The 23,411-nt window shown below is 72.7% G+C and carries 18 protein-coding genes; 8 read left to right on the top strand and 10 right to left on the bottom strand.

The window, feature by feature from the left end:
* Window positions 1–98: 98 nt before the first annotated feature.
* Entirely contained in the window at window positions 99–1,184 is a 1,086-nt protein-coding gene (locus AB0I54_RS25700; protein ID WP_363298500.1) for a M12 family metallopeptidase, read from the bottom strand.
* Between the two features lie 94 nt (window positions 1,185–1,278).
* On the opposite strand from AB0I54_RS25700, the gene AB0I54_RS25695 reads away from it, so the two are divergent.
* Window positions 1,279–3,063 carry a LuxR C-terminal-related transcriptional regulator gene (locus tag AB0I54_RS25695; protein WP_363298499.1) on the top strand — a complete coding sequence of 595 codons (1,785 nt, stop codon included), beginning with the start codon at window positions 1,279–1,281 and terminating at the stop codon, window positions 3,061–3,063.
* A gap of 103 nt (window positions 3,064–3,166) precedes the next feature.
* On the opposite strand, the gene AB0I54_RS25690 is transcribed toward AB0I54_RS25695, so the two are convergent.
* Entirely contained in the window at window positions 3,167–5,770 is a 2,604-nt protein-coding gene (locus AB0I54_RS25690; protein WP_363298498.1) for a CHAT domain-containing tetratricopeptide repeat protein, read from the bottom strand.
* 132 nt (window positions 5,771–5,902) lie between these two features.
* Here AB0I54_RS25690 and AB0I54_RS25685 point away from each other — a divergent pair, with 132 nt between their 5' ends.
* From AB0I54_RS25685 to AB0I54_RS25675, 3 genes are read left to right on the top strand one after another with little or no spacing between them, the layout of a single operon-like run.
* Window positions 5,903–7,339, top strand: coding sequence for a S8/S53 family peptidase (locus AB0I54_RS25685; protein WP_363298497.1), 1,437 nt, complete (start codon window positions 5,903–5,905; stop codon window positions 7,337–7,339).
* The gene (locus AB0I54_RS25680; protein ID WP_363298496.1) at window positions 7,336–7,977 is read left to right on the top strand and encodes a sigma-70 family RNA polymerase sigma factor; all 642 of its coding nucleotides are present in this window, start codon (window positions 7,336–7,338) and stop codon (window positions 7,975–7,977) included. Before AB0I54_RS25685 ends, AB0I54_RS25680 begins: the two co-directional genes overlap by 4 nt.
* A gap of 29 nt (window positions 7,978–8,006) precedes the next feature.
* Window positions 8,007–8,531: a hypothetical protein gene (locus AB0I54_RS25675; protein ID WP_363298617.1), complete on the top strand. Its 525-nt coding sequence runs from the start codon at window positions 8,007–8,009 to the stop codon at window positions 8,529–8,531.
* Here AB0I54_RS25675 and AB0I54_RS25670 read toward each other — a convergent pair.
* Complete coding sequence (locus AB0I54_RS25670; RefSeq protein ID WP_363298495.1) at window positions 8,521–9,813, bottom strand: cytochrome P450; 1,293 nt, start codon at window positions 9,811–9,813, stop codon at window positions 8,521–8,523. The genes AB0I54_RS25675 and AB0I54_RS25670 overlap by 11 nt on opposite strands.
* Before the next feature lie 125 nt (window positions 9,814–9,938).
* Window positions 9,939–10,751: an N-formylglutamate amidohydrolase gene (locus tag AB0I54_RS25665; protein ID WP_363298494.1), complete on the bottom strand. Its 813-nt coding sequence runs from the start codon at window positions 10,749–10,751 to the stop codon at window positions 9,939–9,941.
* 82 nt (window positions 10,752–10,833) lie between these two features.
* Here AB0I54_RS25665 and AB0I54_RS25660 point away from each other — a divergent pair, with 82 nt between their 5' ends.
* Window positions 10,834–11,175: a DUF5713 family protein gene (locus AB0I54_RS25660; RefSeq protein ID WP_363298493.1), complete on the top strand. Its 342-nt coding sequence runs from the start codon at window positions 10,834–10,836 to the stop codon at window positions 11,173–11,175.
* Between the two features lie 455 nt (window positions 11,176–11,630).
* Here AB0I54_RS25660 and AB0I54_RS25655 read toward each other — a convergent pair whose 3' ends face one another.
* From AB0I54_RS25655 to AB0I54_RS25640, 4 genes are all read right to left on the bottom strand, one after another.
* Window positions 11,631–13,850 (bottom strand): NADP-dependent isocitrate dehydrogenase, encoded by a 2,220-nt coding sequence (locus tag AB0I54_RS25655; protein WP_363298492.1) that lies wholly within the window; start codon window positions 13,848–13,850, stop codon window positions 11,631–11,633.
* Window positions 13,851–13,959: 109 nt separating this feature from the next.
* Complete coding sequence (locus AB0I54_RS25650; RefSeq protein WP_363298491.1) at window positions 13,960–15,060, bottom strand: mechanosensitive ion channel family protein; 1,101 nt, start codon at window positions 15,058–15,060, stop codon at window positions 13,960–13,962.
* 279 nt (window positions 15,061–15,339) lie between these two features.
* A complete protein-coding gene (locus tag AB0I54_RS25645) occupies window positions 15,340–16,104 on the bottom strand; it encodes a crotonase/enoyl-CoA hydratase family protein (protein ID WP_363298490.1) in 765 nt (254 codons plus the stop codon).
* 64 nt (window positions 16,105–16,168) lie between these two features.
* Window positions 16,169–17,143 carry a lysylphosphatidylglycerol synthase transmembrane domain-containing protein gene (locus AB0I54_RS25640; protein WP_363298489.1) on the bottom strand — a complete coding sequence of 325 codons (975 nt, stop codon included), beginning with the start codon at window positions 17,141–17,143 and terminating at the stop codon, window positions 16,169–16,171.
* A gap of 171 nt (window positions 17,144–17,314) precedes the next feature.
* On the opposite strand from AB0I54_RS25640, the gene AB0I54_RS25635 reads away from it, so the two are divergent.
* Window positions 17,315–19,192 carry an ABC transporter ATP-binding protein gene (locus AB0I54_RS25635; protein ID WP_363298616.1) on the top strand — a complete coding sequence of 626 codons (1,878 nt, stop codon included), beginning with the start codon at window positions 17,315–17,317 and terminating at the stop codon, window positions 19,190–19,192.
* Between the two features lie 37 nt (window positions 19,193–19,229).
* Here AB0I54_RS25635 and AB0I54_RS25630 read toward each other — a convergent pair whose 3' ends face one another.
* Window positions 19,230–19,769 carry an ATP-binding protein gene (locus AB0I54_RS25630; protein WP_363298488.1) on the bottom strand — a complete coding sequence of 180 codons (540 nt, stop codon included), beginning with the start codon at window positions 19,767–19,769 and terminating at the stop codon, window positions 19,230–19,232.
* Between the two features lie 347 nt (window positions 19,770–20,116).
* On the opposite strand from AB0I54_RS25630, the gene AB0I54_RS25625 reads away from it, so the two are divergent.
* Both AB0I54_RS25625 and AB0I54_RS25620 read left to right on the top strand, forming a co-directional pair.
* Window positions 20,117–21,304, top strand: coding sequence for a CoA transferase (locus tag AB0I54_RS25625; protein ID WP_363298615.1), 1,188 nt, complete (start codon window positions 20,117–20,119; stop codon window positions 21,302–21,304).
* A gap of 34 nt (window positions 21,305–21,338) precedes the next feature.
* Window positions 21,339–22,514 carry an acyl-CoA dehydrogenase family protein gene (locus AB0I54_RS25620; RefSeq protein WP_363298487.1) on the top strand — a complete coding sequence of 392 codons (1,176 nt, stop codon included), beginning with the start codon at window positions 21,339–21,341 and terminating at the stop codon, window positions 22,512–22,514.
* On the opposite strand, the gene AB0I54_RS25615 is transcribed toward AB0I54_RS25620, so the two are convergent.
* Window positions 22,442–23,374: a 3-hydroxybutyryl-CoA dehydrogenase gene (locus AB0I54_RS25615; protein ID WP_363298486.1), complete on the bottom strand. Its 933-nt coding sequence runs from the start codon at window positions 23,372–23,374 to the stop codon at window positions 22,442–22,444. The two genes, AB0I54_RS25620 and AB0I54_RS25615, sit on opposite strands and share 73 nt — an antisense overlap.
* Between the last annotated feature and the right edge of the window lie 37 nt (window positions 23,375–23,411).

Genomic DNA, 23,411 nt, shown 5'->3' with positions numbered 1-23,411 from the left:
GTGCGGGCGAGGACGTCACCCTCCCCCGAAGGTGACGTCCTCGCCCGCTCCCCCGGCGCCGGACTGTGGCCCGGACATCCGCGTCGCGGCCCGTGCTGTCACCAGCACATGACGGCCGTCTCGCCTGAACCCCACGTGGAGTACAGGCGGACGCGGACGAAATAGCGGCGGCCCTTGACGAGCCGTACCCTGATCGCCGCGTTGTGCGGTGCGCCCCCGTCGTCCCGGCCGCAGAGATAGCGCGGCTCGCCGTCGCGCTCCTCGAAGACCACGACCACACCGTCGCCGTCCCCGAAGGTGCCCACCGTGTACTCACGGGTCTCCGGCGGCTCGACGGCGAAGTCGGCCTGCTCACCCGGGCCGAGGCGCAGCGGCACCGAGCGGAACGGCACCAGCGCGGCCGGCCGGGGCCGGTCCGCCGGCGGGTACCAGCGCAGCACGAACTCCTTGTCGGCCGGAGACAGCGTCCCGGGCGGGTGCAGCCCCCCGCGGAACTGCTCCGGCTCCAGGATCAGCCCCGACGAGAAGGGGTACTCCATGATCGACTGCGGGTCCCACACCGAGCCGTTGACCTCGGCCGGGTCGAGCTTGCGCAGGATGTTGTGGAACGTCCTGTCCCGGCTCCAGTGGTTCGGGGGGCCCGCCAGATCGGCGTACACGGCCTCGTCGTCCCAGTGGATGCCGGCGAACGGGCTCTGGTGCTCGTGCAGCATGCCGAGCGCGTGCCCGATCTCGTGCAGGGCCGTGCCGCGCTGCCCGGGCGCGGTCAGGTCCCAGCCCAGGTTCATGGTGCGCTCGTTCAGACCGGTCGAGAGCGCGTCCCGGCCCACCGTCGACCAGGAACCGTCGCCGGCCTGGAACCCGATCCTGAGTTCCGCCTCGCGGCGGTCGGAGACCTCGGCGAACGACACCCTGATGCCGAGGTCCCGCCACTCCTGGAAGCACTCGCGCACGACGTCCTGCTGCTCCTTCGCGCCCGCCCACGAAACCCGGCGGGTCTCGCCGGTCCCCGGGACGGGGATCACCGAGGCGTCGGCGTCGGAGTCGAAGAAGTAGTAGTGCAGAACCGTGCCGTTGACCCACATCCGGCTCCCGCTGAGCAGCGCGCTCAGGCGTTCGGCGGCCAGCCCCGGCGGAAAGGTCGGGGCCGACTGCTGCGCGAGCGAGCAGTAGCGCTGGGTCATGCGCCCAGCCTGCCGCCGGCCCTGTCCCGGCGCCTGAGTCGAGGGCTACTCAAGTCCCCCTGTATCAGGAGTGAGTATGCGGGCTCTTGATGTCGTGACGACTTACGCACAGGACGCGAAGACCCTCGAACTGCCCTGGCCGTTCACCGGCCGGGAGGACGAACTGGAGCTGATCCGCCGGTCCTTGACCGCCGGACGCCACGGCATCGTGGTGACCGGACCGGCGGGCTGCGGCAAGACCCGGCTCGTCACGGAGGCCGTGCGCGGCACCGAAGGGGCCCGGGTGACCGGGACGCCGCAGTCCCGTGATCTGCCCTTCGCCGCGTTCGCGCACCTGTTGCCCGAGTCGGTCTCGCTGCACCGTGCGGTGCACATCCTGTCCGGCGTACGACTGCTCGTGGTGGACGACGCCCATCTGCTCGACGAGGCCTCCGCCGCCCTGGTCCACCAGCTCGCCGTGCACGGCCGCACCCGTCTGGTCGTGGTCGCCTCGGACGGCGCCCCGGTACCCGGCGCGGTGTCCCGGCTGTGGACCGGTGAACTCCTGCCGCGGCTGGCCCTGGAGCCGCTGCCCCGCGAGGACACGGCCCGGCTGCTCGCCCTGGGCGGCGCCCTGGAGCGGCTCACCGTGAACCGGCTGCACCGGGTGTGCCGGGGCGATCTGCGGCTGCTGCGCGACCTGTTGGGCGCGGTGCGCGAGTCCGGGCTGCTGACGCGCGTACCGGACACGGACGAATGGGCGTGGCGGGGGCCGCTCCCCGTGACCCCAACCGTGCGCGAGCGCACCGCCCCGGTCCTGGACCGCCGTGGTCCCGAGGAGCGGGAGACCCTGGAACGCCTCGCCTTCGCCGGACCCCTGCCGCCGCAGCCGGACGACCTCGACCTGGCGGCCCTGGAACGCCTGGAGGCCGACGGCCTGATCCGGGTGGACGACCGGGGCGCCGCCCATCTGGCCCACCCCCTGCACGGCCCGGCACTGCGGGCCACCACAGGCCGGCTGCGGGCCCGACGGCTGGCCCGCACACCGCAGCAGTGCCGGGCGGCGCTGGAGGCCGAACGGGCCGCGCTGGCACGCGGGATCGAGGACCTGGATGTCCGGGGGACGCCGACGCCCGTGGGGGAGTGGCTGGCGGAGGAGGGGGCGCCGGTACCGGCCGGCTACGCGGCCGTACGCGCCCGGTACGCGCGGCTTCGGGGGGAGCTGCGGGAGGCGGCGGCCTGGGCGAGGGAGGGGCTGCGGTGGACACCGGACGACGCGTCCTGCCGCGGTGAACTCGCCCGGGCTGCCGAGCAGTTGGGCGAGGTGACGGCGGCGGACGAGGCGACCGTGGCCCGGGGTGACGTCGACGGCGCCGCGCGGGCGGCCGCCGGGGGTGACATGTACGCCCGCTACGACGCCGTACGGCTCGGCACGCCCGAGCAGGCGACCGGCTCGCTGCCGGCCGGCGGGGTGTTCGCCCGCCATGCCGACGCGCTGGCCCGTGGGGACGGTGCCGCGCTGGACCGTGCCGCCGAGGCCCTGGAGGAGCGCGGCTTCCTGCTGTTCGCGGCCGAGGCGCACGCCCAGGCCGTACGCGCGCACCGCGATCCGCGTGCCGCCCGCACCTCGCGCACCCGCGCGGTCGCCCTCGCCCGCCGCTGCCAGGGTGCCCGCACCCCGGCCCTGGCCGGGCTGGTCCTCGGCGAACTCACCGCCCGGCAGCGGCAGATCGTCACCCTCGCGGCCGCCGGGCTGAGCAACCGCCAGATCGCCGAACAGCTGACCCTGTCGATCCGCACCGTCGGCAACCACCTCTACAGCGCCTACACCCGCCTCGGTGCCGCCGACCGCGGCGCCCTGCCCTGGCTGGTCGACCTGCCGGCCACCGAGTCGGCCTGAGGCCCGCCAGGGGCGGGCAGGCGCGAGCCCGGTGCCGGATGGTGCGAGCCCGGTGCCGGGTGGTGCGACTCGTCCGCACCTTGCCCTCGCCCTCGCCCTCGCCTCATGCCGCGCCGAACGCCGCGAACGCCCACCCCGTCGCCTGGTGCACCGCGTCGCCCGGCAGCGCGAAGCGGGCGTCGCGGAGGGCCTCGGCCAGGGAGAGGCCGGCGTCCAGGCCCTTGTGCAGGGCGAGCATCAGCGGCACCACCGCGGCGTCGTTGACCGGCGCGCTGCTCGCCACCACCCCGGCCGTGCCCAGCGGCAGCAGCGCCGTGACCAGACCGAGCAGCTCGTCGGCGCCGACCGAGGCGAGCCGGGCGGTGTCGCAGCTGGACAGGATGATCCGGTACGGGCTGCGGTCGAGACGCTCGAAGTCATGCACGATCAGCGGGCCGTCGGCCATCCGCAGCGAGGAGAACAGGGGACTGTCCGCCCGGAACGTGCCGTGCGCCGCGATATGCGCCAGCGCCGCGCCGTCCAGCTCCTCCAGCACCCGGGGCACCTGCGCGTCGTCGTACTCCAGGACCCTCGCGGTGCCGTACCGGTCGGCCAGCTCGGGCACTTCGGCGCCGCCGGTGGCCAGCCCCGGCCCGCGCACCAGGACATGCGCCCCGCCCGGCGGCGGCTCCGTCTCCCGGGCCCGCAGCCAACTGCTCGCCGACGGCGACACACTGAGCACCCGGTCCCGCAGCGAGGGCAGCAGCGCCCAGGGCACGCGGTGCAACGCACCGGGCGGCACCACCACGACCGGCCCGGAGCCGAGGTGCGGCACGGCCCCGCCGAGCAGCAGCTCCTCCAGCCGCCGCCCGGCCGCCTCGACCAGCGGCAACCGGCCCTCCGCCCCCGGGTGCGCCAGCCGCCGCAGCCCCGCCTGGACGTGCTCGGCCTCGGCCACCGCCTCCGCGAGCGCCCCGCCGTCGAACCGCCGTACCCGCCCCTGCCCGCACAGCAGCACATGCACCCGCCCGTCGAGCACCGCGAGTTCCACCAGCCGCCCGTCGCCGAGCCGGTCGAGGAGCCGGCCGGGGTCGAAACGGTCCCCGTAGCCGGGCGCGTCGCCGTGCGTGTGGTGGGTGCGGGAACGGACCTCCCGTTCCAGGCGCCGCTGTTCGCGCTCCAGGGCGGGCACCGGGCGACCGTCCATGCGGGCGGCCTCCGCACGGGCCGCGATCTCCCGGAACGCGGTCAGACCGCTCAGCAGCGCCGGATCGGCGGGCGGCCGGGTGGGCGGCGCGGACAGCACCGTGGCCCGCCAGCGCTCGCTCCACACCAGCAGCCGCCGAGGACCGCCCTGGGCGAGGCTGGCCTGCTGGGCCAGTGCGGCGAGTTCCGCACCCTGCGCCGTGGCCCGCGCCCTGAGCTCCGAGGCGCCCAGCGTCATCCGATGGTCGTCGAGGACGTCCAGACCGCGCCGGCAGGCCTCCAGGACCCCCCGCCCGGAACCGGCCGCCCGCGCCCGCAGCGCCTGCGCGGCCCATCCCGTCATCCGGGCCAGCGGCGGCCCGCCGCGTCTGCTGCGCGCGGCCACGGCCAGATGCCGCTCCGCGTCCGCAGTCCAGCCCAGGGACAGCGCGATCCGGCCCGCGAGCAGCGAGGCCTCCGGCGCGGACGGCGAACCGAAGGACGCCAGCCGCTCGGCGACCGCGGCCGCGTCGGCGACCAGCCGCCCCGAACTGCGCCCGGCGGCCACCCGGGCCTCGATCAGCACCAGCCGTGCGTGCGTCTCCCACCAGGTGCGCCGCTGCCCGGCGAACAGCCGTACGGCGACGGCGGCCCGGGCGATGGCGGTGTGCGGGTCACCGGCCGACCGGGCGGCCCGCGCGGCGGCGAGCAGCAGTTCGGCCTTGCGGGTGGACTGCCCGCCGATCTCGTCGAGCACCCCGATCGCCGCGTCCGCCTCGGCCAGCGCCTCCGGGGCCAGCCCGGCGGCCATCAGCACCTCGCAGCGCCGGATGTAGAGCATGAAGGTGGGCGTGCCGAGCTTGGCGTACCGCTCCTCGGCCTCGTCCAGCAGCCGCAGCGCCGCCGGAATGTCACCCGACCGGAACGCCGTCAGGCCCCGGCTCTCCACCGCGTCGGCCTTGTCGTGCTCCTGGCCCGTGGTGTCCCACAGCCGCTCGGCCGAGGTGAAGTCGGCGTCGGCCCGGTCCACCGCGCCGAGCGCCAGATGCACCGTCGCCCGCAGCGTCAGCGCCCGTGCCGTCCAGATGACGTCGTCCGCCTGCCGCAGCACGGGTATGGCGCGGCGCACGTCCTCCAGCGCCTCCCGGTGGTGCCCCAGTACCCACCAGACATAGGCGCGGCGGTACAGCACACGGGCCCGGGTGTGTCCGCTCCCGCGCGCGACACCGCGCTCGAACGCCGAAAGACCCTGCCGTGTGCGCCCCGCATGCACCAGTGCGACCCCCAGAGTGGCGAGGACGTCCGCCTCCCGGTCCGGCGTCTGAGCGCGCGCGGCGAGGTCGCGGGCGCGCCACAAGTGGCGCAGGGCGATGCGCATGTCGCCGAAGTCCCGTTGCCAGATACCGATCACCTGGTGCGCGACGGAGGCGTGCAACGGCGGCGGATCGGCGTCGAGCACCAGCTCCGCCCTCGCCAGCGCCTCGTTGGGAGCGGCGAACACCATCGGCAGCAGTTCGAGAACCGAGTCGCTTCCCGCTGTCACCCCTCGGATGTTAGTGGTCTTCGGATACCCGTCATACACGTCATACGGGTTTGGTCCGGTCCCCGTCGGCTGTATCAATCGATGGTTCCGCCGCTCTGACTGACGACCGCCGCACCAGTGGGAGGACCCGCCATGGCACCTCAGCGATTCCACGAGCAGTTCGACCAGATCCAGCGCTCCATGCCCGATGTCCCCCTGGCGATGGGGCCGGACGACTCCGCCGAGTTCTTCTACGAAAAGGGCGTCGTGCTGGCCCGCGACGGTGAAGAGGCACGGGCCGTCGAGGACACCGTGCGCGCGCACTTCACCGAGACCACCGGCCTGGTCGCGGACCAGGTGCGCCGGGCGGGCCCGGTGGAGAACCGGACGGGCATCACCCGCATCCAGGTCGGCGACCCCGGCCACGGCGACCGCAGCGGCGACCGGGCGGTCAGGCACGCGCTGCGGGCCATGCGCGAGGCGGAGGGCCGCCGTGGGCACCGGCTGATCAGCCGCAACCACGTGGTCTCGATCGCGGTCAACGCCTGTCCGGGCGACGAACCAGTACCCGCCCCACTCACCCAGCCACCGAACCCGGCGACGGCCGAGACGCCGTACGACCCGGACACCGCCGTCGGAGTCCTCGTCATCGACACCGGGCTGATGCACGACTACCGGTCCTACCCGCTGCTCGCCCACACCGAGGGCGACGGCCAGATCAGGGAGACCGACGAGGCAGGCGTCCTCCAGCAGTACGTCGGCCACGGCACGTTCATCGCCGGGCTCGTCGCGGCCGTGGCGCCCAACACCGACGTCACCGTCCGCAACACCCTCAACGACGCGGGCGCCATCCTGGAGTCGGACTTCGGCACCAAGCTCTTCGAGGCCGTCGACCAGGGCGGCTGGCCCGACATCATCAGTCTCTCCGCGGGCACCTCCAACGGCCGCACCGACGGTCTGCTCGGCGTCGAGGCCTTCATGCGGGAACTGCGAGCCCAGGGCACCCTGTTGGTCGCCGCGGCCGGCAACAACGGCAGCGCCACCCCGTTCTGGCCCGCCGCCTACGCCTCCCTGCCCGACTACGAGGACGCCGTCCTGTCGGTCGGAGCGCTGCGCGGCGACGGCGAGTTCGGCGCCTGCTTCAGCAACCACGGCTCCTGGGTGAAGGCCTACGCCCCCGGCGAGCGCCTCACCAGCGCCCTCACCGGCTTCGACGGGCCCGTGCCGTACGTCTACCAGCACTCCACCTACGACGCCTGCCGGTTCGGCTTCACCTATGCCTGCACCTGCCAGTACCCGCGCCACACCGGCGTGTTGAGCGAGGAGCGGGAGAGCACCTCCGCCAAGCCGGACCAGGTGATGTTCGAGGGGTACGCGCAGTGGAGCGGAACGTCGTTCGCCACTCCGGTCGCGGTAGGGCTCGTCGCCGCCCAGATGACGGCGCACAAGGAGCGCGACCCGCGCGCGGCGCGCAAACAACTCCTTGCGAACAACACCGAGTACGCGGAAGTGCGCGGGGCGCACGTACCTGCCCTGCGCCCGGCGACCTGGCGCCCGGCCCCTGTCGTGCGACTGGCACCTCCCGCATGAGGGCCGGAACCCTCCCCTCCACGGCGTACGATGACTTGCCGTACACGAGGGGTGAGGCCGTGGACCGAGCAGAGGTCGGCGCGTTGGTCCAGTCTGCCGCCGTCGACGGTGACGCGGCTGCCTGGAAGGCGCTCGTTGAGGGGTTGAGCCCGCTGGTGTGGTCGGTCGTGCGCGCGCACCGGCTCTCGGACGCCGACGGCCACGAGGTGTACCAGACCGTGTGGTTCCGCTTCGCGCAGCACCTCGGCCGGATCCGGGAACCCGACAAGGCGGGCTCCTGGCTGGCCAGCACGGCACGGCACGAGTGCCTGAAGGTGATCAGGGGCCTGACGCGGCTGATGCCGACAGACGATCCGCAGGTGCTGGACCGGGTCAGCGAGGACCGCACGCCCGAGCAGTCGCTGATCGACTCCGAGGAGCAGGCCGCGGAGGCCGAGCGTATCCGGTGGCTGTGGCAGGAGTTCGAGGAACTCGGCGAGCGCTGCAGGCAGTTGCTGCGGGTCCTGATGGCCTCGCCGCCGCCGAGCTATGTCGAGGTGTCCGCCGCGCTGGGCATCGCGGTGGGCAGCATCGGTCCGCTGCGGCAGCGCTGTCTGCGCAGGCTGAGGGCGCGACTGGACGCACGGGGGGCGCGGTGAGCGAGATGAACGGCGAGATGAGCGGTGGGATGAACGGTGACGGGAACGGCCGTGTGAACGGCGGGGACGAGGACGGCCTCGCCCCGGACGAGGCCTTCGCGGATGCGGAGTTCGACGCCGAGTTCGACGCCGGACTCCTGGAGGAGGAGTTGCGGCAGGCGGCCGCGATACTGGACCCGGTCCCGGCCGAGCTGCGCCAACTCGCCATCGAGGCCTATGCGTTGCACGACCTCGACGCCGGCATCGCCGAGCTGACCTTCGACTCCCTGGTCGACGCGATCCCGGTGAGGGGGGCGACGGACCCGCCGCGGATGCTGACCTTCCGCGCCGGCGAGCTGACCGTCGACGTCGAGGTCACCGGTGCGGGTCTGATGGGGCAGGTGCTGCCGCCCCAGCAGGCCCGGATCGAGGTGCTCGGCGGCCTCCAGGCGGCGGCCCAGGTCCCGGTGGACGCGATGGGCCGCTTCACCAGCGACACACCCCCCTCGGGTCCGTTCGCACTGCGCCTGCGCACCGGGGGAAACGTCATCGTGACGGAGTGGCTCAGGGCCTGACCCTTCCGGCCCCGTCCGCGGACCCTGCCCGCAGGGTCCGCGGTTCCCGCCAGGTGACCGGCAGGGTCCGCGGGCCGCGGATCATCGTCCTGCGGCGCCAGGGCACCTCGTCGGGCGGGACCGCCAGACGCAGGCCGGGCAGACGGTCCAGTACGGCGTCGATCAGCAGTTCGCTCTGCAGCCCGCCGAGGACGGCGCCGGTGCAGTGGTGCGGGCCGTTGCCGAAGGCGAGGTGCGGGTTCGGATCGCGGTCGGGGTCGATGCGGTCCGGGTCGGGGAAGACCTCCGGGTCGCGATTGGCGGCCAGGTAGGAGACGTACACCGGCTCGCCCGCGCCGATCCGCACGCCCCGCACATCGACGTCCTCCAGGGCGATGCGGGCCAGGCCCACGGTGCTGCGGTGCGGGATGTAGCGCAGCAGCTCGTCGAGGACGGTGGCGCGCGCCTCGGGACGGGTACGCATCCGGTCCAGCAGTCCGGGCCGGGTGAGCATCAGGAACAGCATCTGGCCGCAGTTGTGGGTGACCGCCTCACCCCCGATCTGCAGCGGACCGGCGAGGCCGGCCGCCTCCTCCTCGCTGATCCCGCCCCGGGCCACCGCGGCGCCGAGCAGCGAGTACACCGAGTCGTCGGAGCTGTCGGCGCGGGCCCGGATCGTCTCGGTGATCCACCCGTACAGGCCGTTCTTCGCCCGGTCGGCGGCCTCGGCCCCACCGGAGGTGGAGATGATCCGCCGCGTCCAGCCGTGCACCCGCTCCCGGTCGGCGGCGGGCACGCCCATGACCTCGCTGACCACGGCGATCGGAAAGGGCTCCAGCAGCCGCTCGACCAGATCGGCCGGCGGCCCGTCCCGTACGACCCCGTCCATGATCCCGTCGAGGATCTCCCGGGCGCGGGGCCGCAGCCGCCGCATCGCCGCCGCCGTGAACGCTCCGGCGACCGGCCTGCGCAGCCGGTTGTGGTCGGGCTGGTCGGCGAACGCCAGCGAACCCGGGCGCGGCTTGAAGTGCGGGGCCAGCCGGGTCACCTGGCGCCGGGTCAGCTCCGCGCGGCTGAACCGCGGGTCGGTGGTGATCGCCCTGACGTCCTCGTGGCGGGTGGCCAGCCACGCCCAGCCGTCGCCGAACGGAAGGCGGACACGGGTCAGCGGACCCTCGCGCATGAGGTCCGCGAGGACCGGGTCGAACTCCGTCCCCGCCAGGTCGAGGGCGGGCCAGTCCCGCACGGGCGGCGCGGCCCGGCCGACGACCGTGCCCCGCTCCGTGCCGGCGTCCTCCGTCATGCCTCCACCCTGGTACGGGGACCGGCGCCTGTCCTGCGGAGTGCTCCAGGAGGAGGGCTCCCTGAGGAGCGCCACATGCTCCATGAGGAGTGCCACATGCTCCATGAGGAGCGCTGGACGAGGAATCAGCCGCCGACGGCGATGCCGTCCACGCCGTCGATCAGGGCGGCCAGCGCCGACGCGAGCCGGGACAGCCCCGGCCCGGCGGGCCCGCCGGGCTCGGTCATGTACGTGTCCCGGCGGATCTCCACCATCAGCGTGCCGACCCGCGGGTCCGTCCCGTAGAACTCCAGCGGTACGTAAGCCCCGCTGAAGGGGCTGTCGAGTCCCGTCTCCCCGCACCCGGCGAACGCCTCGCGGGCCAGCTCCGCGAGCCCGGCCGGCGTGTGGAAGGCGTCGGTGCCCACACAGACCGGCGGCCGTGGGCCCGTGCCGTGCAGCTCGTAGGGCAGCCGCTCGGTGGGGTAGGAGTGGATGTCGATCACGACGGCCCGCCCGGTGGCGGCGAGCCGGTCGCGCACCGCCTCGGTCATCGCCCGCGCGTACGGCCGGAAATACCGGTCGAGCAGCGGCTCGGGGTCGGTGTCCGCGGGCCGCAGGGGAGCCCCGTGCGTGGTCCGCGTGTACACGGCGCCCATCCCGACGCAGAGCATCTCCTCCCGCTCGTCCGGGAACCGCTCCGGGTCGACGACCAGCCGCGACAGCCGGTTCACGAACCGCCAGGGCGCGGCACCGGCCAGCTCCGCCGCGGCCCGCGCGATCTCGGCGGTGTGCGCGTCGACGATGTGGTCGAGCTCCCGCTCCAGCGCCGCGTCGTCCAGCACGATGCCCTTGCGCACGTCGGCCGGTATCTCCCGGGCGGAGTGCGGCACATGAAGGATCACCGGGGAGTCGTCGGCGCCCGGCAGGAGCTCGAAGGGCGGTACGACAGGGGTCATGGGCTGCTCCCGGGGCGTTGTCAGTGGCGTGCTGCATGATCGAAGGTGCCACATCGAGCGCCGACCGAAGGACGGGGGCCGCATGCCCATCAGCAACGAGCAGGTGATCGCGCATCCGTTTCTGCGGGGCCTGTACCGCGACGACTACTACCCCGACCGGGTGGTGGACCGGGGCAGGGAGATCCTGCTGCGCCTGTGCGAGCGCATCGAGACGGAGCGACCGGCGGACCTGCCCGCGCTGTACGTACTGACCCAGGCGGCCACGGACGAGTTCAACGACCTGCAGGCCGAGTTCGAGGCGGCCGACAGCGAGATCGAGACGGTGGCCCGCGAGGAGATAGCCGAGGACTTCGGATTCGTCGCCGACGCGTACGGCTTCGCCGACGCGGACGTGGAGGAGCTGATCGCGACGCGGGACTGGTGAGGACCACGCGGGGCTGTGAGGGCGCGCACGGTGGGTGAATCCCGCCTCAGGCCATCACCCGGAGCCGGCCGGCCTACGGCGCGGGCACCCCTGGCCGGCCGTTGCCCGGCGCGCGGGCGGGTCGACTCGGACCGTTGGGCGGGTGGCGCCGGTCGAAGCGGGCCCGGAGCCCCGGCTCGCCGCGGTACCTGACACGGGCGAGCCGGCGGGTCAGGCCGAGGCCGCCGACAGGGCCCCCGGGCATCCCGGGAGAACCCTCACCGGCGCCGTCCCGGCACCGCCACCGGCACGGGACCCTCGGAGATCACCCTCTCTGTCCCGCACACTTCACGGCCCGCAACCCGGCCGTCTGTGCAGCCCCTGGCTCCGCCTGGAAATGCCCCCGCCCCGGTCGGGGGTGCCGACCGGGGCGGGGTTCCTCACGGGGGCGGCCGGTGTGCCGCAGGCGTCATGCGTCAGCTCAGGGACGCGAGCGCCTCGTTCCAGGTGGCCGACGGGCGCATGACCGCGTCCGCCTTGGCCTTCTCCGGCTTGTAGTAGCCGCCGATGTCGGCCGGGGAGCCCTGGACGGCGATCAGCTCGTCGACGATCTTCTGCTCGTTGGCGGCGAGCGTCTCGGCGATCGGGGCGAAGGCCTTGGCCAGGTCGGCGTCGTCGGTCTGCCGGGCCAGCTCCTGCGCCCAGTACAGGGACAGGTAGAAGTGGCTGCCGCGGTTGTCGATGCCGCCGACGCGACGGGTCGGGGACTTGTCCTCGTTGAGGAAGGTCGCCGTGGCGCGGTCGAGGGTGTCGGCGAGGACCTGGGCGCGGGCGTTGCCGGTGGTCTTGCCGTACTGCTCGAAAGCCGGGACCAGGGCGAAGAACTCACCGAGCGAGTCCCAGCGCAGGTAGTTCTCCTTGAGCAGCTGCTGGACGTGCTTCGGCGCGGAACCGCCGGCACCCGTCTCGAACAGGCCGCCGCCCGCCATCAGCGGGACGACCGACAGCATCTTGGCGCTGGTGCCCAGCTCCAGGATGGGGAAGAGGTCGGTGAGGTAGTCACGCAGGACGTTGCCGGTCACCGAGATGGTGTTCTCACCGCGGCGGATGCGCTCCACCGACAGCTTGGTCGCCTCGACGGGGGACAGGATGCGGATGTCCAGGCCCTCGGTGTCGTGCTCCGGCAGGTAGGCGTTGACCTTGGCGATCAGGTTGGCGTCGTGCGCGCGGTTCTCGTCCAGCCAGAACACGGCCGGGTCGCCGGTGGCGCGGGCGCGGGTGACGGCCAGCTTCACCCAGTCCCTGATCGGGGCGTCCTTGGCCTGGCAGGCGCGGAAGATGTCGCCGGCGGAGACGGTCTGCTCCAGGACGACGTCGCCGTCCTGGTCGACCAGGCGGACAGTACCGGTGGTCGGGATCTCGAAGGTCTTGTCGTGGGAGCCGTACTCCTCGGCCTTCTGCGCCATCAGACCGACGTTCGCGACGGAGCCCATGGTGGCCGGGTCGTAGGCGCCGTTGGCCCGGCAGTCCTCGATGACGACCTGGTAGACGCCGGAGTAGGAGGAGTCCGGCAGCACCGCGAGGGTGTCGGCCTCCTGGCCGTCCGGGCCCCACATGTGACCGGAGGTGCGGATCATGGCCGGCATCGAGGCGTCGACGATGACGTCGGACGGCACGTGCAGGTTGGTGATGCCCTTGTCGGAGTCGACCATCGCCAGCGCCGGGCCCTCGGCGAGCTCGGCCTCGAAGGAGGCCTTGATCTCGGCGCCCTCCGGCAGGGCCTCGACGCCCTTGAGGATGCCGCCCAGACCGTCGTTCGGGGTCAGACCGGCCGCGGCGAACGTCTCGCCGTACTTCGCGAACGTCTTCGGGAAGAAGGCGCGCACCACGTGACCGAAGACGATGGGGTCGGAGACCTTCATCATCGTGGCCTTCAGGTGCACGGAGAACAGGACGCCCTCCTCCTTGGCGCGGGCGACCTGCGCGGTGAGGAACTCGCGCAGCGCGGCCACGCGCATCACGGAGGCGTCGACGACCTCGCCCTCGAGGACCGGTACCGACTCGCGCAGGACGGTGGTGGAGCCGTCGTCGCCCTTGAGCTCGATGCGCAGCGAACCGGCCTTGGAGATCACCGTGGACTTCTCGGTGGAGCAGAAGTCGTCCGCGCCCATGGTCGCCACGTTGGTCTTGGAGTCGGAGCTCCAGGCGCCCATGCGGTGCGGGTGGGTCTTGGCGTAGTTCTTGACCGAGGCCGGGGCACGACGGTCGGAGTTGCCCTCGCGCAGGACCGGGTTGACGGCGGAGCCCTTGATCTTGTCGTAGCGGGCGCGGATCTCGCGCTCCTCGTCGGTCTTCGGGTCGTCCGGGTAGTCCGGCAGGGCGTAGCCCTTGCCCTGCAGCTCGGCGATGGCGGCCCTGAGCTGCGGGATCGACGCCGAGACGTTCGGCAGCTTGATGATGTTGGCCTCGGGGGTCCTGGCCAGCTCGCCCAGCTCGGCCAGCGCGTCGGGGATGCGCTGGTCCTCGTTCAGATACTCCGGGAAGACGGCGATGATGCGCCCGGCCAGTGAGATGTCGCGGGTGTCGACCGCGACACCGGCCTGCGAGGCATACGCCTGGATCACCGGCAGGAACGAATGCGTCGCCAGGGCCGGGGCCTCGTCTGTGTAGGTGTAGATGATGGTCGAGTCAGTCACCGGGTGCTCCGCTCCACGTCTGCAACATTGCTCGACATCAAGATATCTCGTGACCGTCCCCGGCTCGACAGGGGCCCGCGCTCCACGGACCCCGCGAGCCTCCCGGCCGCTACTCGAAGACGGCCGGGCTCGACGTCACGTCGTCTGTGTTCTCGACGGTGCGCTGCTGCGGAATCATCACCGCGCCCTGCTGCAGCGCCACCGTCCGGGTGGGGGACGGGATGCGGATGCCCTCCTCGCGGTAGCGGCGGTGCAGGCGCTTGATGAACTCGTGCTTGATCCGGTACTGGTCGCTGAACTCGCCCACGCCGAGGATCACCGTGAAGCCGATCCGGGAGTCGCCGAAGGTGTGGAAGCGGATGGCCGGCTCGTGGTCCGGCAGCGCGCCGGTGATCTCGGTCATCGTCTCGGCGATCACCTCGGTCGTGACGCGCTCGACCTGGTCGAGGTCGCTGTCGTAGCTCACGCCCACCTGCACCAGGATGGTCAGCCGCTGCTCGGGCCGGGTGAAGTTGGTCATGTTCGTCTTCGCGAGCTGCCCGTTGGGGACGACCACCAGGTTGTTGGAGAGCTGGCGGACGGTCGTCTGACGCCAGTTGATGTCGACGACGTACCCCTCCTCGCCGCTGCTCAGCCGGATGTAGTCGCCCGGCTGGACGGTCTTGGAGGCGAGGATGTGGATGCCCGCGAAGAGGTTGGCGAGGGTGTCCTGGAGGGCCAGCGCGACCGCCAGACCACCGACACCGAGGGCGGTGAGCAGGGGCGCTATGGAGATGCCCAGCGTCTGCAGCACCACCAGGAAGCCGATCGCCATCACCAGCACCCGGGTGATGTTCACGAAGATCGTGGCCGAACCGGCGACGCTGGAGCGGGACTGGGTGACCGACTGCACCAGACCGGCGATCACCCGGGCCGCCGACACGGTCACCGCGAAGATGAGCAGCACCTGGAGGCACTGGTTGGTGTGGTGCTGGACCGTTCTGGTCAGCGGCAGCACCGCCGCCGCGGCGGCCGCGCCGCCCGCGATCGCCGCCCAGGGCACGACGGTGCGCAGCGCGTCCACCATCACGTCGTCGCCGCTCCAGCGGGTCCGCTTGGCGTGCTTGGCCAGCCAGCGCAGCAGCGTGCGCGACAGGAAGGCCGCCAGCAGACCGGCCGCCAGGGCCACGCCCGCGAGGATCAGATCGTCCAGGGTCAGCGCGCGGTTCACCGGTCACCTCCGGGTCGGGAAGCTGCGGCGGACGGTGCCGCCGGCGGCCGGATGTGAAGTCTCGTCACGATGTCACCTGCTCGTTGCCGGGATGTGCGGTCGCACCGGGCCGTACGGCGTCGTCGACCGGCGCGACCGCTCATCCTGCCGTATCCGGCACGGGAGTTCGCACCCCGCACGGTACCGAGGACCAGGAGATCCGTCCCGAACGGGGCGTCATCGGCACCGGGTTCGCGGCACCGGCGTCACGGCGGCCACTCGCGGCCCACGACTCACGGCTCACAGCTCCGTGAACGAACCGTGCCGGCCCGCGCCCCCGGCGAATCGTGCCGCGCCCTCCAGCGCCTGTGCCAAGACGTCCATTCCGTACCGGAGTTCACCCCGCATCGCCGCCGGCTCGTCCAGCCCGTCCTGGTCGAGGACCGAGGCCCGGTCGCCGCGCAGGCACGCCTGCGGGAAGCGGGCGACGGACGCCGCCAGCTCCTCCGCCTCCTGGCGGGCCCGGCCCGTGGGGACGAGCCGGTTGGCCAGCCCGATGTCGTACGCCTCCCGGGCCGGTACCGGACGGCCGGTGAGGATCATGTCCATCGCCCGGGAGGTGCCGATCAGCCGGGGCAGCCGTACCGTGCCGCCGTCGATGAGCGGGACGCCCCAGCGGCGGCAGTACACGCCGAACACCGCGTCCTCCTCCGCGACCCTCAGGTCGCACCACAGGGCGAGCTCCAGACCTCCGGCCACGGCGTGCCCGGCGACCGCCGCGATCACCGGCTTGGACAGCCGCAGCCGGGTCGGGCCCATCGGTCCGTCGCCGTCCTCGGCCACCCGGTTGCCCCGGTCCGTGCCCATCGCCTTCAGGTCCGCGCCCGCGCAGAACGTGCCGCCCTCACCCCACAGCACCGCCACCCGGGCGTCGTCGTCGGCCTCGAAGGCCCGGAAGGCCGCGGCGAGTTCCGCCGCCGTCGGGCCGTCCACGGCGTTGCGGACCTCCGGCCGGGAGAGGACGACCGTGGTGACGTGATCCTTGCGCTCCACACGTACGGGCACGGGTGACGCTCCTTCCTCGGGCGCCGGCCTGGGACGCCCCGACGGGTCGAAGGAGCACTCTGCCTCAGATGACCTTCAGCCGCACCAGCGCACCCAGCGTCAGGGCACCCGGTACCAGCGGCACCCAGACCGTGATGATCCGGTAGGCGAGCACCACCGCGGTGGCGACCGCCGCCGGACCGCCCGCCGCCACCAGCGCCACGATCAGCGCCGCCTCCACGGAACCGAGGCCGCCCGGGGTGGGCACCAGGGCCACCGCGACCGTCGCCGCCAGATACGCCAGCGCCATGTGGGCCGGCGGCACCGGCAGCCCGAGGGCCTGCCCCACCGCGGCGAGACCGGCAGCCTGCAGCGCGGGAAACGCCAGGGAGCCGCCCCACAGGGCCAGCGCGCGGGCCGGCCTGGCGTGCACCGACCGGGCCTCGCCCAGCGCGGTGCGCAGGAAGGAGCTCACCGCCGTGCGCAGCCGTCGTACGCACATGAGCGCGCCCGCCGCGAGCAGCAGCAGGGCACCGACGCCGAGGAGCAGCGGGCCCAGGGTCCCGTGCGGCAGCAGGGTGCCGAGCCGCAGCGCGTCCGGGAAGACGATCAGCAGCGCCGCCAGCAGGGACAGCCGGCCGACGCTCTCCGCCAGGAGATACAGCGCGAGCGCCGCCGAGGAGCGGGCGAGCGGAACGCCGCACACCGTCATGAAGCGCAGGTTCACCGCGCTCGCGCCCAGCCCGGTGGGCAGCAGATGGTTCGCCGCGCCCGCCGCGAACTGCGTGGCCAGCAGCCGCCGCTTCGGCAGCGTCTGCACCACCGCGCCCTGCCGGGTGATCGCGGCAGCCACCCAGGTCAGACAGGTGGCACCGCCCGCGGCCAGCAGCCAGGGCCAGGAGGCCGTGCGCAGGTGGCCGAAACCCTCCGCGAGCACGGAGCGATGCCGCACCGCGGCCACGGTGACGAGCAGGAGCGGCACCAGGCACAGGACCTGGCGGACGGGGACGCGTCGGGGGAACCGTCCCTGGGGGAGCTGGGGAAGTTGTACCGCTGTCACATCCGGAGAGGTTTTCCGTGCCGCGCCAACAGCGGGTGGCCGAATCGCGGACGGCGGCTTACGGACGGAAAGCGGCTGAGGGGGGAGAGTCATCGGAGCCTTCGAGCGGGGGGACGTCCATCGGGCATTGACCTCAACGAAGCTTGAGGTCTTACGTTCTCTCCCATGAGCATGGAAACCACAGCCTGGACACAGCTGCACAGCGTGATGACCGCCCAGCAGGAGCGCCGCCCGTTCGCGCGGGCCACGCTGCGCCGCATCGCCGCCTTCGCCCGCCCGCACCGCCGCCGCATCGTTTGGTTCGTGCTGCTCGGCGTGGTGACCGCGCTGCTCGCCGTCGCGACCCCCGTGCTCGCCGGACGCGTCGTGGACGCGATCGTGTCGCACGGCGACTCGGGCCGGGTCGTCCGCCTCGCGCTGCTCATCGCGCTGATCGCGGTCGCCGAGGCGGCGCTCGGCATTCTCGGCCGACGGCTGTCGGCGACGCTCGGGGAGGGACTCATCCTGGACCTCCGGACGGCTGTGTTCGATCATGTGCAGCGCATGCCGGTCGCGTTCTTCACACGCACTCGTACGGGAGCGCTCGTCAGTCGTCTCAACAACGACGTGATCGGCGCGCAGCGGGCGTTCAGCAACACCCTCTCGGGAGTGGTCAGCAACGTGGTCACGCTGCTGCTCACCCTGGCCGTCATGCTCACCCTGTCCTGGCAGATCACGCTGCTGGCGCTGGTGCTGCTCCCGGTGTTCGTGATCCCCGCGCGCCGGATGGGCAGCCGGATGGCCCGTATGCAGCGGGAGGCGGCGGCGCTCAACGCGGCGATGGGCACCCGTATGACCGAGCGCTTCTCGGCCCCCGGCGCCACCCTGGTCAAGCTGTTCGGCCGCCCGGAGGAGGAGTCGGCGGAGTTCGCGGCCCGCGCCGCCCGGGTCCGGGACATCGGCATCCGTACGGCGACCGCCCAGACGGTGTTCATGACCGCGCTGACCCTGGTGTCCTCGCTGGCCCTCGCCCTGGTGTACGGCCTCGGCGGCTGGTACGCCCTGCGCGGCACCCTGGAGCCGGGCGCGGTCGTGGCGCTGGCGCTGCTGCTGACCCGGCTGTACGCGCCGCTCACCTCGCTCGCCGGGGCCCGCGTGGAGGTGATGAGCGCGATGGTCAGCTTCGAGCGGGTGTTCGAGGTGCTGGACCTGAAGCCGCTGATCGAGGAGCGGCCGGACCCGGAGGAACTGCCCGAGGGCCCGGTGGCGGTCGAGTTCGAGGACGTCCGCTTCGGCTACCCGGCCGCCGACAAGGTCTCGCTGGCCTCCCTGGAGGAGGTCGCCACCCTCGACACCCGCGGTGGCGCCGAGGTCCTGCACGGGGTCTCCTTCCGCGCCGAACCCGGCCAGACGGTCGCCCTGGTCGGCTCCTCCGGCGCCGGCAAGTCCACGATCGCCGCCCTGCTCCCGCGCCTGTACGACGTCGACGAGGGCGCCGTCCGCCTCGGCGGCACCGACGTACGCGACCTCAGCGCCGCCTCCCTGCGCGCCACCCTCGGCATGGTCACCCAGGACGGCCACCTCTTCCACGACTCCGTGCGGGCCAACCTCCTGCTGGCCCGCCCGACGGCCACCGACGAGGAACTGTGGGAGGCGCTCGGCCGCGCCCGCCTCGACGAGGTCGTACGGTCCCTGCCCGACGGCCTGGACACGGTGGTCGGGGAACGCGGCTACCGCCTCTCCGGGGGCGAGCGGCAGCGCATGACCATCGCCCGCCTGCTGCTGGCCCGCCAGCGTGTCGTCATCCTCGACGAGGCCACCGCCCATCTGGACAACACCTCGGAGGCGGCCGTCCAGGAGGCCCTGACCGAGGCGCTGGCCGACCGGACCGCCGTCGTCATCGCCCACCGCCTCTCCACGGTCCGCGCGGCGGACGTGATCCTGGTCGTCGAGGCCGGCCGCATCGTGGAGCGGGGCACGCACGCGGACCTGCTGGCGGCCGGCGGCCGCTACGCGGAACTGCACCGCACCCAGTTCGAGAAGCAGACCGCGGACGTCACGGCACCCTGAACGGCAACTCGATCAGGACACGGCCCCGGCAGCGCGGTCAGGGCCTGGTCAGCTCGAACCAGACCGACTTGCCGCGCCCGCTGGGGGAGTTGCCCCACGACGTGGCCAGGGCATCGACGATGAGGAGCCCCCGGCCGTGTTCCGACTCGCTGTCCGTCTCACCGGAGGCGAGCACGGGGGTCGGCAGCGGCGGCCGGGGATCCGAGTCGCGTACGTCCACCCGCAGCCGGTCGGGGTACTCGCGCAGCCGGACCTCGACCTCGCTGTCGGCGTGCACCAGACCGTTGGTGACCAGTTCGGTGACGGCCAGTTCCAGATCGGGTGAGACGGCGTCCCAGTCCCACGACCGTGCCTGCGCCCGCAGGAACCTGCGGACGTCGGCGACCGCACGGAGGTCGTGACGCTGGACTCGCCGCTCTCGCGAGACTTCCCTCGTCTTCCATCGCCGCTCCAGAGGGCCGGTCCCCTTGTCCGAGGCGCGAGCCCTGACCTGGGCCTGACCAGCAGGGTCCGGTGCTGAGGGTAGCGCGGGGAAACCCGCGCTGACCTCGGCCGATGGAGCGTTTTCCGCGCACAAAGATGCGTCAGGTCGTCGTTGACCGGCGATCTGTGACAGGGCCAGGGTGAGGGGGACATCGGATTCCGATCACCTGTTTTCGGTCACCGAACTGCGTGCAGGAGGCCGCGATGCTCCAGACACAGACCCGCGAACTCTTCTTCCAACGCTGCCTGTGGTGCGGCACCCCGGACTAGCGCCGCTCGTGCTGCCGCGCCTGCGTCGCGCCGCTCGGCCAGGGCCGTCCCGTCGTCGAACCCACCCACCCGGAACCGCCGTTGAAGCACCGGTGGTGACGGGATACAGCGCCGGCACGGCAGGTCGGACATGACGATCAGAGAGGAGGGTGCGTGAGCACCCAGCACAACGTGCCGGACGGATGGGCCGGCGGTCTCGAAGGAGCGGGTCGGGGCGCGCTGGACGGTCTGCGCATCGCCGACTTCTCCCGGGTCCTCGCCGGGCCCTACGCCACCATGCTCCTCGGCGACCTCGGTGCCGACGTGGTCAAGGTCGAGCGGCCGGGCACCGGGGACGAAACCCGGGCCTGGCATCCTCCCGCGGACCACGACGGCACATCGACCTACTTCCTGAGCGTCAACCGGAACAAGAGGTCGGTCGTCCTGGACCTGGCCACGGAGGCCGGCCGCGAACAGGCCCGCGCCCTGGTCGCCGAGTGCGACGTGGTGGTGGAGAACTTCCGTCCCGGCACGATGGAGCGGCTGGGCCTGGGCCACGAGGAACTCCAGGCCCGGCACCCGGAGTTGATCTACTGCTCGATCAGCGGTTTCGGCAGCGGCGCGGGTGCCGCGATCCCCGGGTACGACCTGCTGGTGCAGGCCGTCGGCGGTCTGATGAGCGTGACCGGCAGCGCGGACGGGGAACCGACGAAGGCGGGCGTGGCCCTGGTCGACGTCATCACCGGCCTGCACGCCTCCCTCGGCATCCTCGCCGCCCTCCGGCACCGCGATGCCACCGGACAGGGCCAGCGGGTGGAGGTGAACCTGCTCAGCTCGCTGCTGTCCGCGATGGTCAACCAGGCGTCGGCGTTCGCCGTCGCCGGCGTGGTCCCGGGCCGCATGGGCAACGCGCATCCCAGCATCGCCCCGTACGAGACCTTCCCGACCGCCGACCGTCCGATCGCTCTCGCGGTGGGCAACGACCGGCAGTTCGCGGCGCTCGCCGAGGTTGTGGGGGATCCCCGTCTCGCGCTCGACGACCGCTTCCGCGCCAACGCCGACCGGGTGGCCCACCGCGGCGAACTGCGGGACATCCTGGCCGAACGGCTCAGTGCCGCGGGCGCCGACCACTGGTCGGCCGTCCTGCTGTCGGCCGGGGTGCCCGCCGGACCGGTCAACAACCTCGACGACGCCTTCGCCTTCGCCCACAAGCTCGGCCTTCCCGGCATCGTCGACATCCCCGCCGACGGGGAGGAGAGCCGGCCCTCCCGCCAGGTCGCGCACCCCATCGCGCTGAGCGGGACACCCGCGCAGTACCGCCTGCCCCCGCCCGCTCTCGGCCGGCACACCGCGCAGATCCTGCGCGGCCCGTCCGACTGAACCAACCACCCCTGATGATCACAAGGAGCCCACTGTGAGCGGCAAGCCGCTGAAGGACCCCCTCGACCTGCTCGACATCACCTCCGTCCTCACCGACGAGGAGCGCGAGATCCAGACCACCGTCGCCAAGTTCCTCGCCGACCGGGTGCGCCCGCACCTCGGCGAGTGGTTCGAGAACGCCCACTTCGCCCGTGAACTCGCCCCAGAAATCGGCAAGTTGGGCCTTCTCGGCATGCATCTGGAGGGCTACGGCTGTGCCGGCACGAACGCCGTCTCCTACGGGCTGGCCTGCCTGGAACTGGAGGCGGCGGACTCCGGCTTCCGCAGCTTCGTCTCGGTCCAGGGCTCGCTGTCGATGTTCTCCATCTGGAAGTGGGGCTCCGAGGAGCAGAAGCAGGAGTGGCTGCCCCGGCTCGCCGCCGGTGAGGCGATCGGCTGCTTCGGCCTCACCGAGCCCGACTTCGGCAGCAACCCCGCCGGAATGCGCACCCGCGCGGTCCGCGACGGGGACGACTGGATCCTGAACGGCTCCAAGATGTGGATCACCAACGGCGGCATCGCGGACGTGGCCACCGTGTGGGCGCAGACCGAGGACGGCGTCCGCGGCTTCCTCGTGCCGCGCGGCACGCCCGGCTTCACCACACAGGACATCAAGCAGAAGATGTCCCTGCGCGCCTCGATCACCTCGGAGCTGTACTTCGACAACGTGCGGCTGCCCGCCTCGGCGCGACTGCCCCTCGCGGAGGGCCTGCGCGGACCGCTGTCCTGCCTGAACGAGGCACGCTTCGGCATCCTCTTCGGCGCGGTCGGCGCGGCCCGCGACTCCCTCCAGGCGGCCGTCGAGTACGCCGACTCCCGCGTGCAGTTCGACAGGCCGATCAGTGCCTTCCAGCTCACCCAGAAGAAGCTCGCCGACATGACCGTCTCCCTGGGGAACGCGGCCCTGCTCGCCCTGCATCTGGGCCGTCTCAAGGACCAGGGCCGCATCCGCCCCGAGCAGATCAGCGTCGGCAAGCTCAACAACGTCCGCGAGGCCCTCGCCATCGCCCGTGAGTGCCGCACCGTCCTCGGCGCCAACGGCATCTCCCTGGAGTACGCGCCGCTGCGCCACGCCAACAACCTGGAATCCGTGCTCACTTACGAAGGCACCAGCGAGATGCACACCCTGGTCGTCGGCCAGGCGGTCACCGGCCGGGCGGCGTTCCGCTGACCGCCGACGGACCGTTGACGGCTTCGGCCGGGGCTCGGCGGACGAGGCAGGCGGCCCCACGCCTGGGGCACTGCCTCCGCCGTACGCTCAGGCCGCCTGGTAGCGAAGAACTCCTGCCCCGACTTGCGGCCCAGCAGGCCCGATTGGCCGATGAGGTCGGCGAGGTGCAGCGGGCCCAGGGGGTGGGCGCAGCCGGCGGTCATTCCGGTGTCGATGTCCCGCGCCGTCGTCGTACCCGAGCCGACCATCCGCACCGCGGCCAACAGGTAGGGAACCAGCAGGGAGTTGACCACGAAGCCCGCGCGGTCCTGGGTGGTGATGGTGGTCTTGCCGAGCAGGTCGCCCGCGAAGGCTCGCGCGCGACGTTCCGTGGCCTCGGAGGTGTGCAGCGTGGGGATGATCTCTACCAGGGGCATGAGGGGTACGGGGTTGAAGAAGTGCAGGCCGACCACCGCCTCCGGGCGTGCGGTCGCGGCCGCGAGGCGGGCGATGGGGATCGAGGAGGTGTTGCCGGCCAGTACGGCACCCGGGTCGGTGACCTCGTCGAGCCGGCGGAACAGTGCCGTCTTCGCCTGCTCGTCCTCCACGGCGGCCTCGATGACCAGGTCCGACTCGGCCAGCCGGGAGAGATCGCCGGTGGCCGATATCCCGGCCAGGGCGTGCGTGCGTCCCTCCGGGGCGACGGTGCCTCGCTTCTCGGCCTTGAGCAGGGAGTCCGCCACGCCCGCCAGACCCGCGCGGGCCCGGTCCTCGGTCACGTCGCACAAGGTGACGTGGAGGCCGGCCCGGGCGCACACCTCGGTGATGCCCTGGCTCATCTGGCCGGCGCCGACGACGCCCACGCGCTTGATCGATGTCATGTGTTCCCCCGTGTGTCAGGCGTCAGCGCCTTGGTGG

The organism is Streptomyces sp. NPDC050625 (assembly GCF_040654755.1).
In the GTDB taxonomy this organism is placed as follows: Bacteria; Actinomycetota; Actinomycetes; order Streptomycetales; family Streptomycetaceae; genus Streptomyces.
Note: the sequence above shows the minus strand (reverse complement) of the source record. Positions and strands in the feature narration are given on the sequence as shown.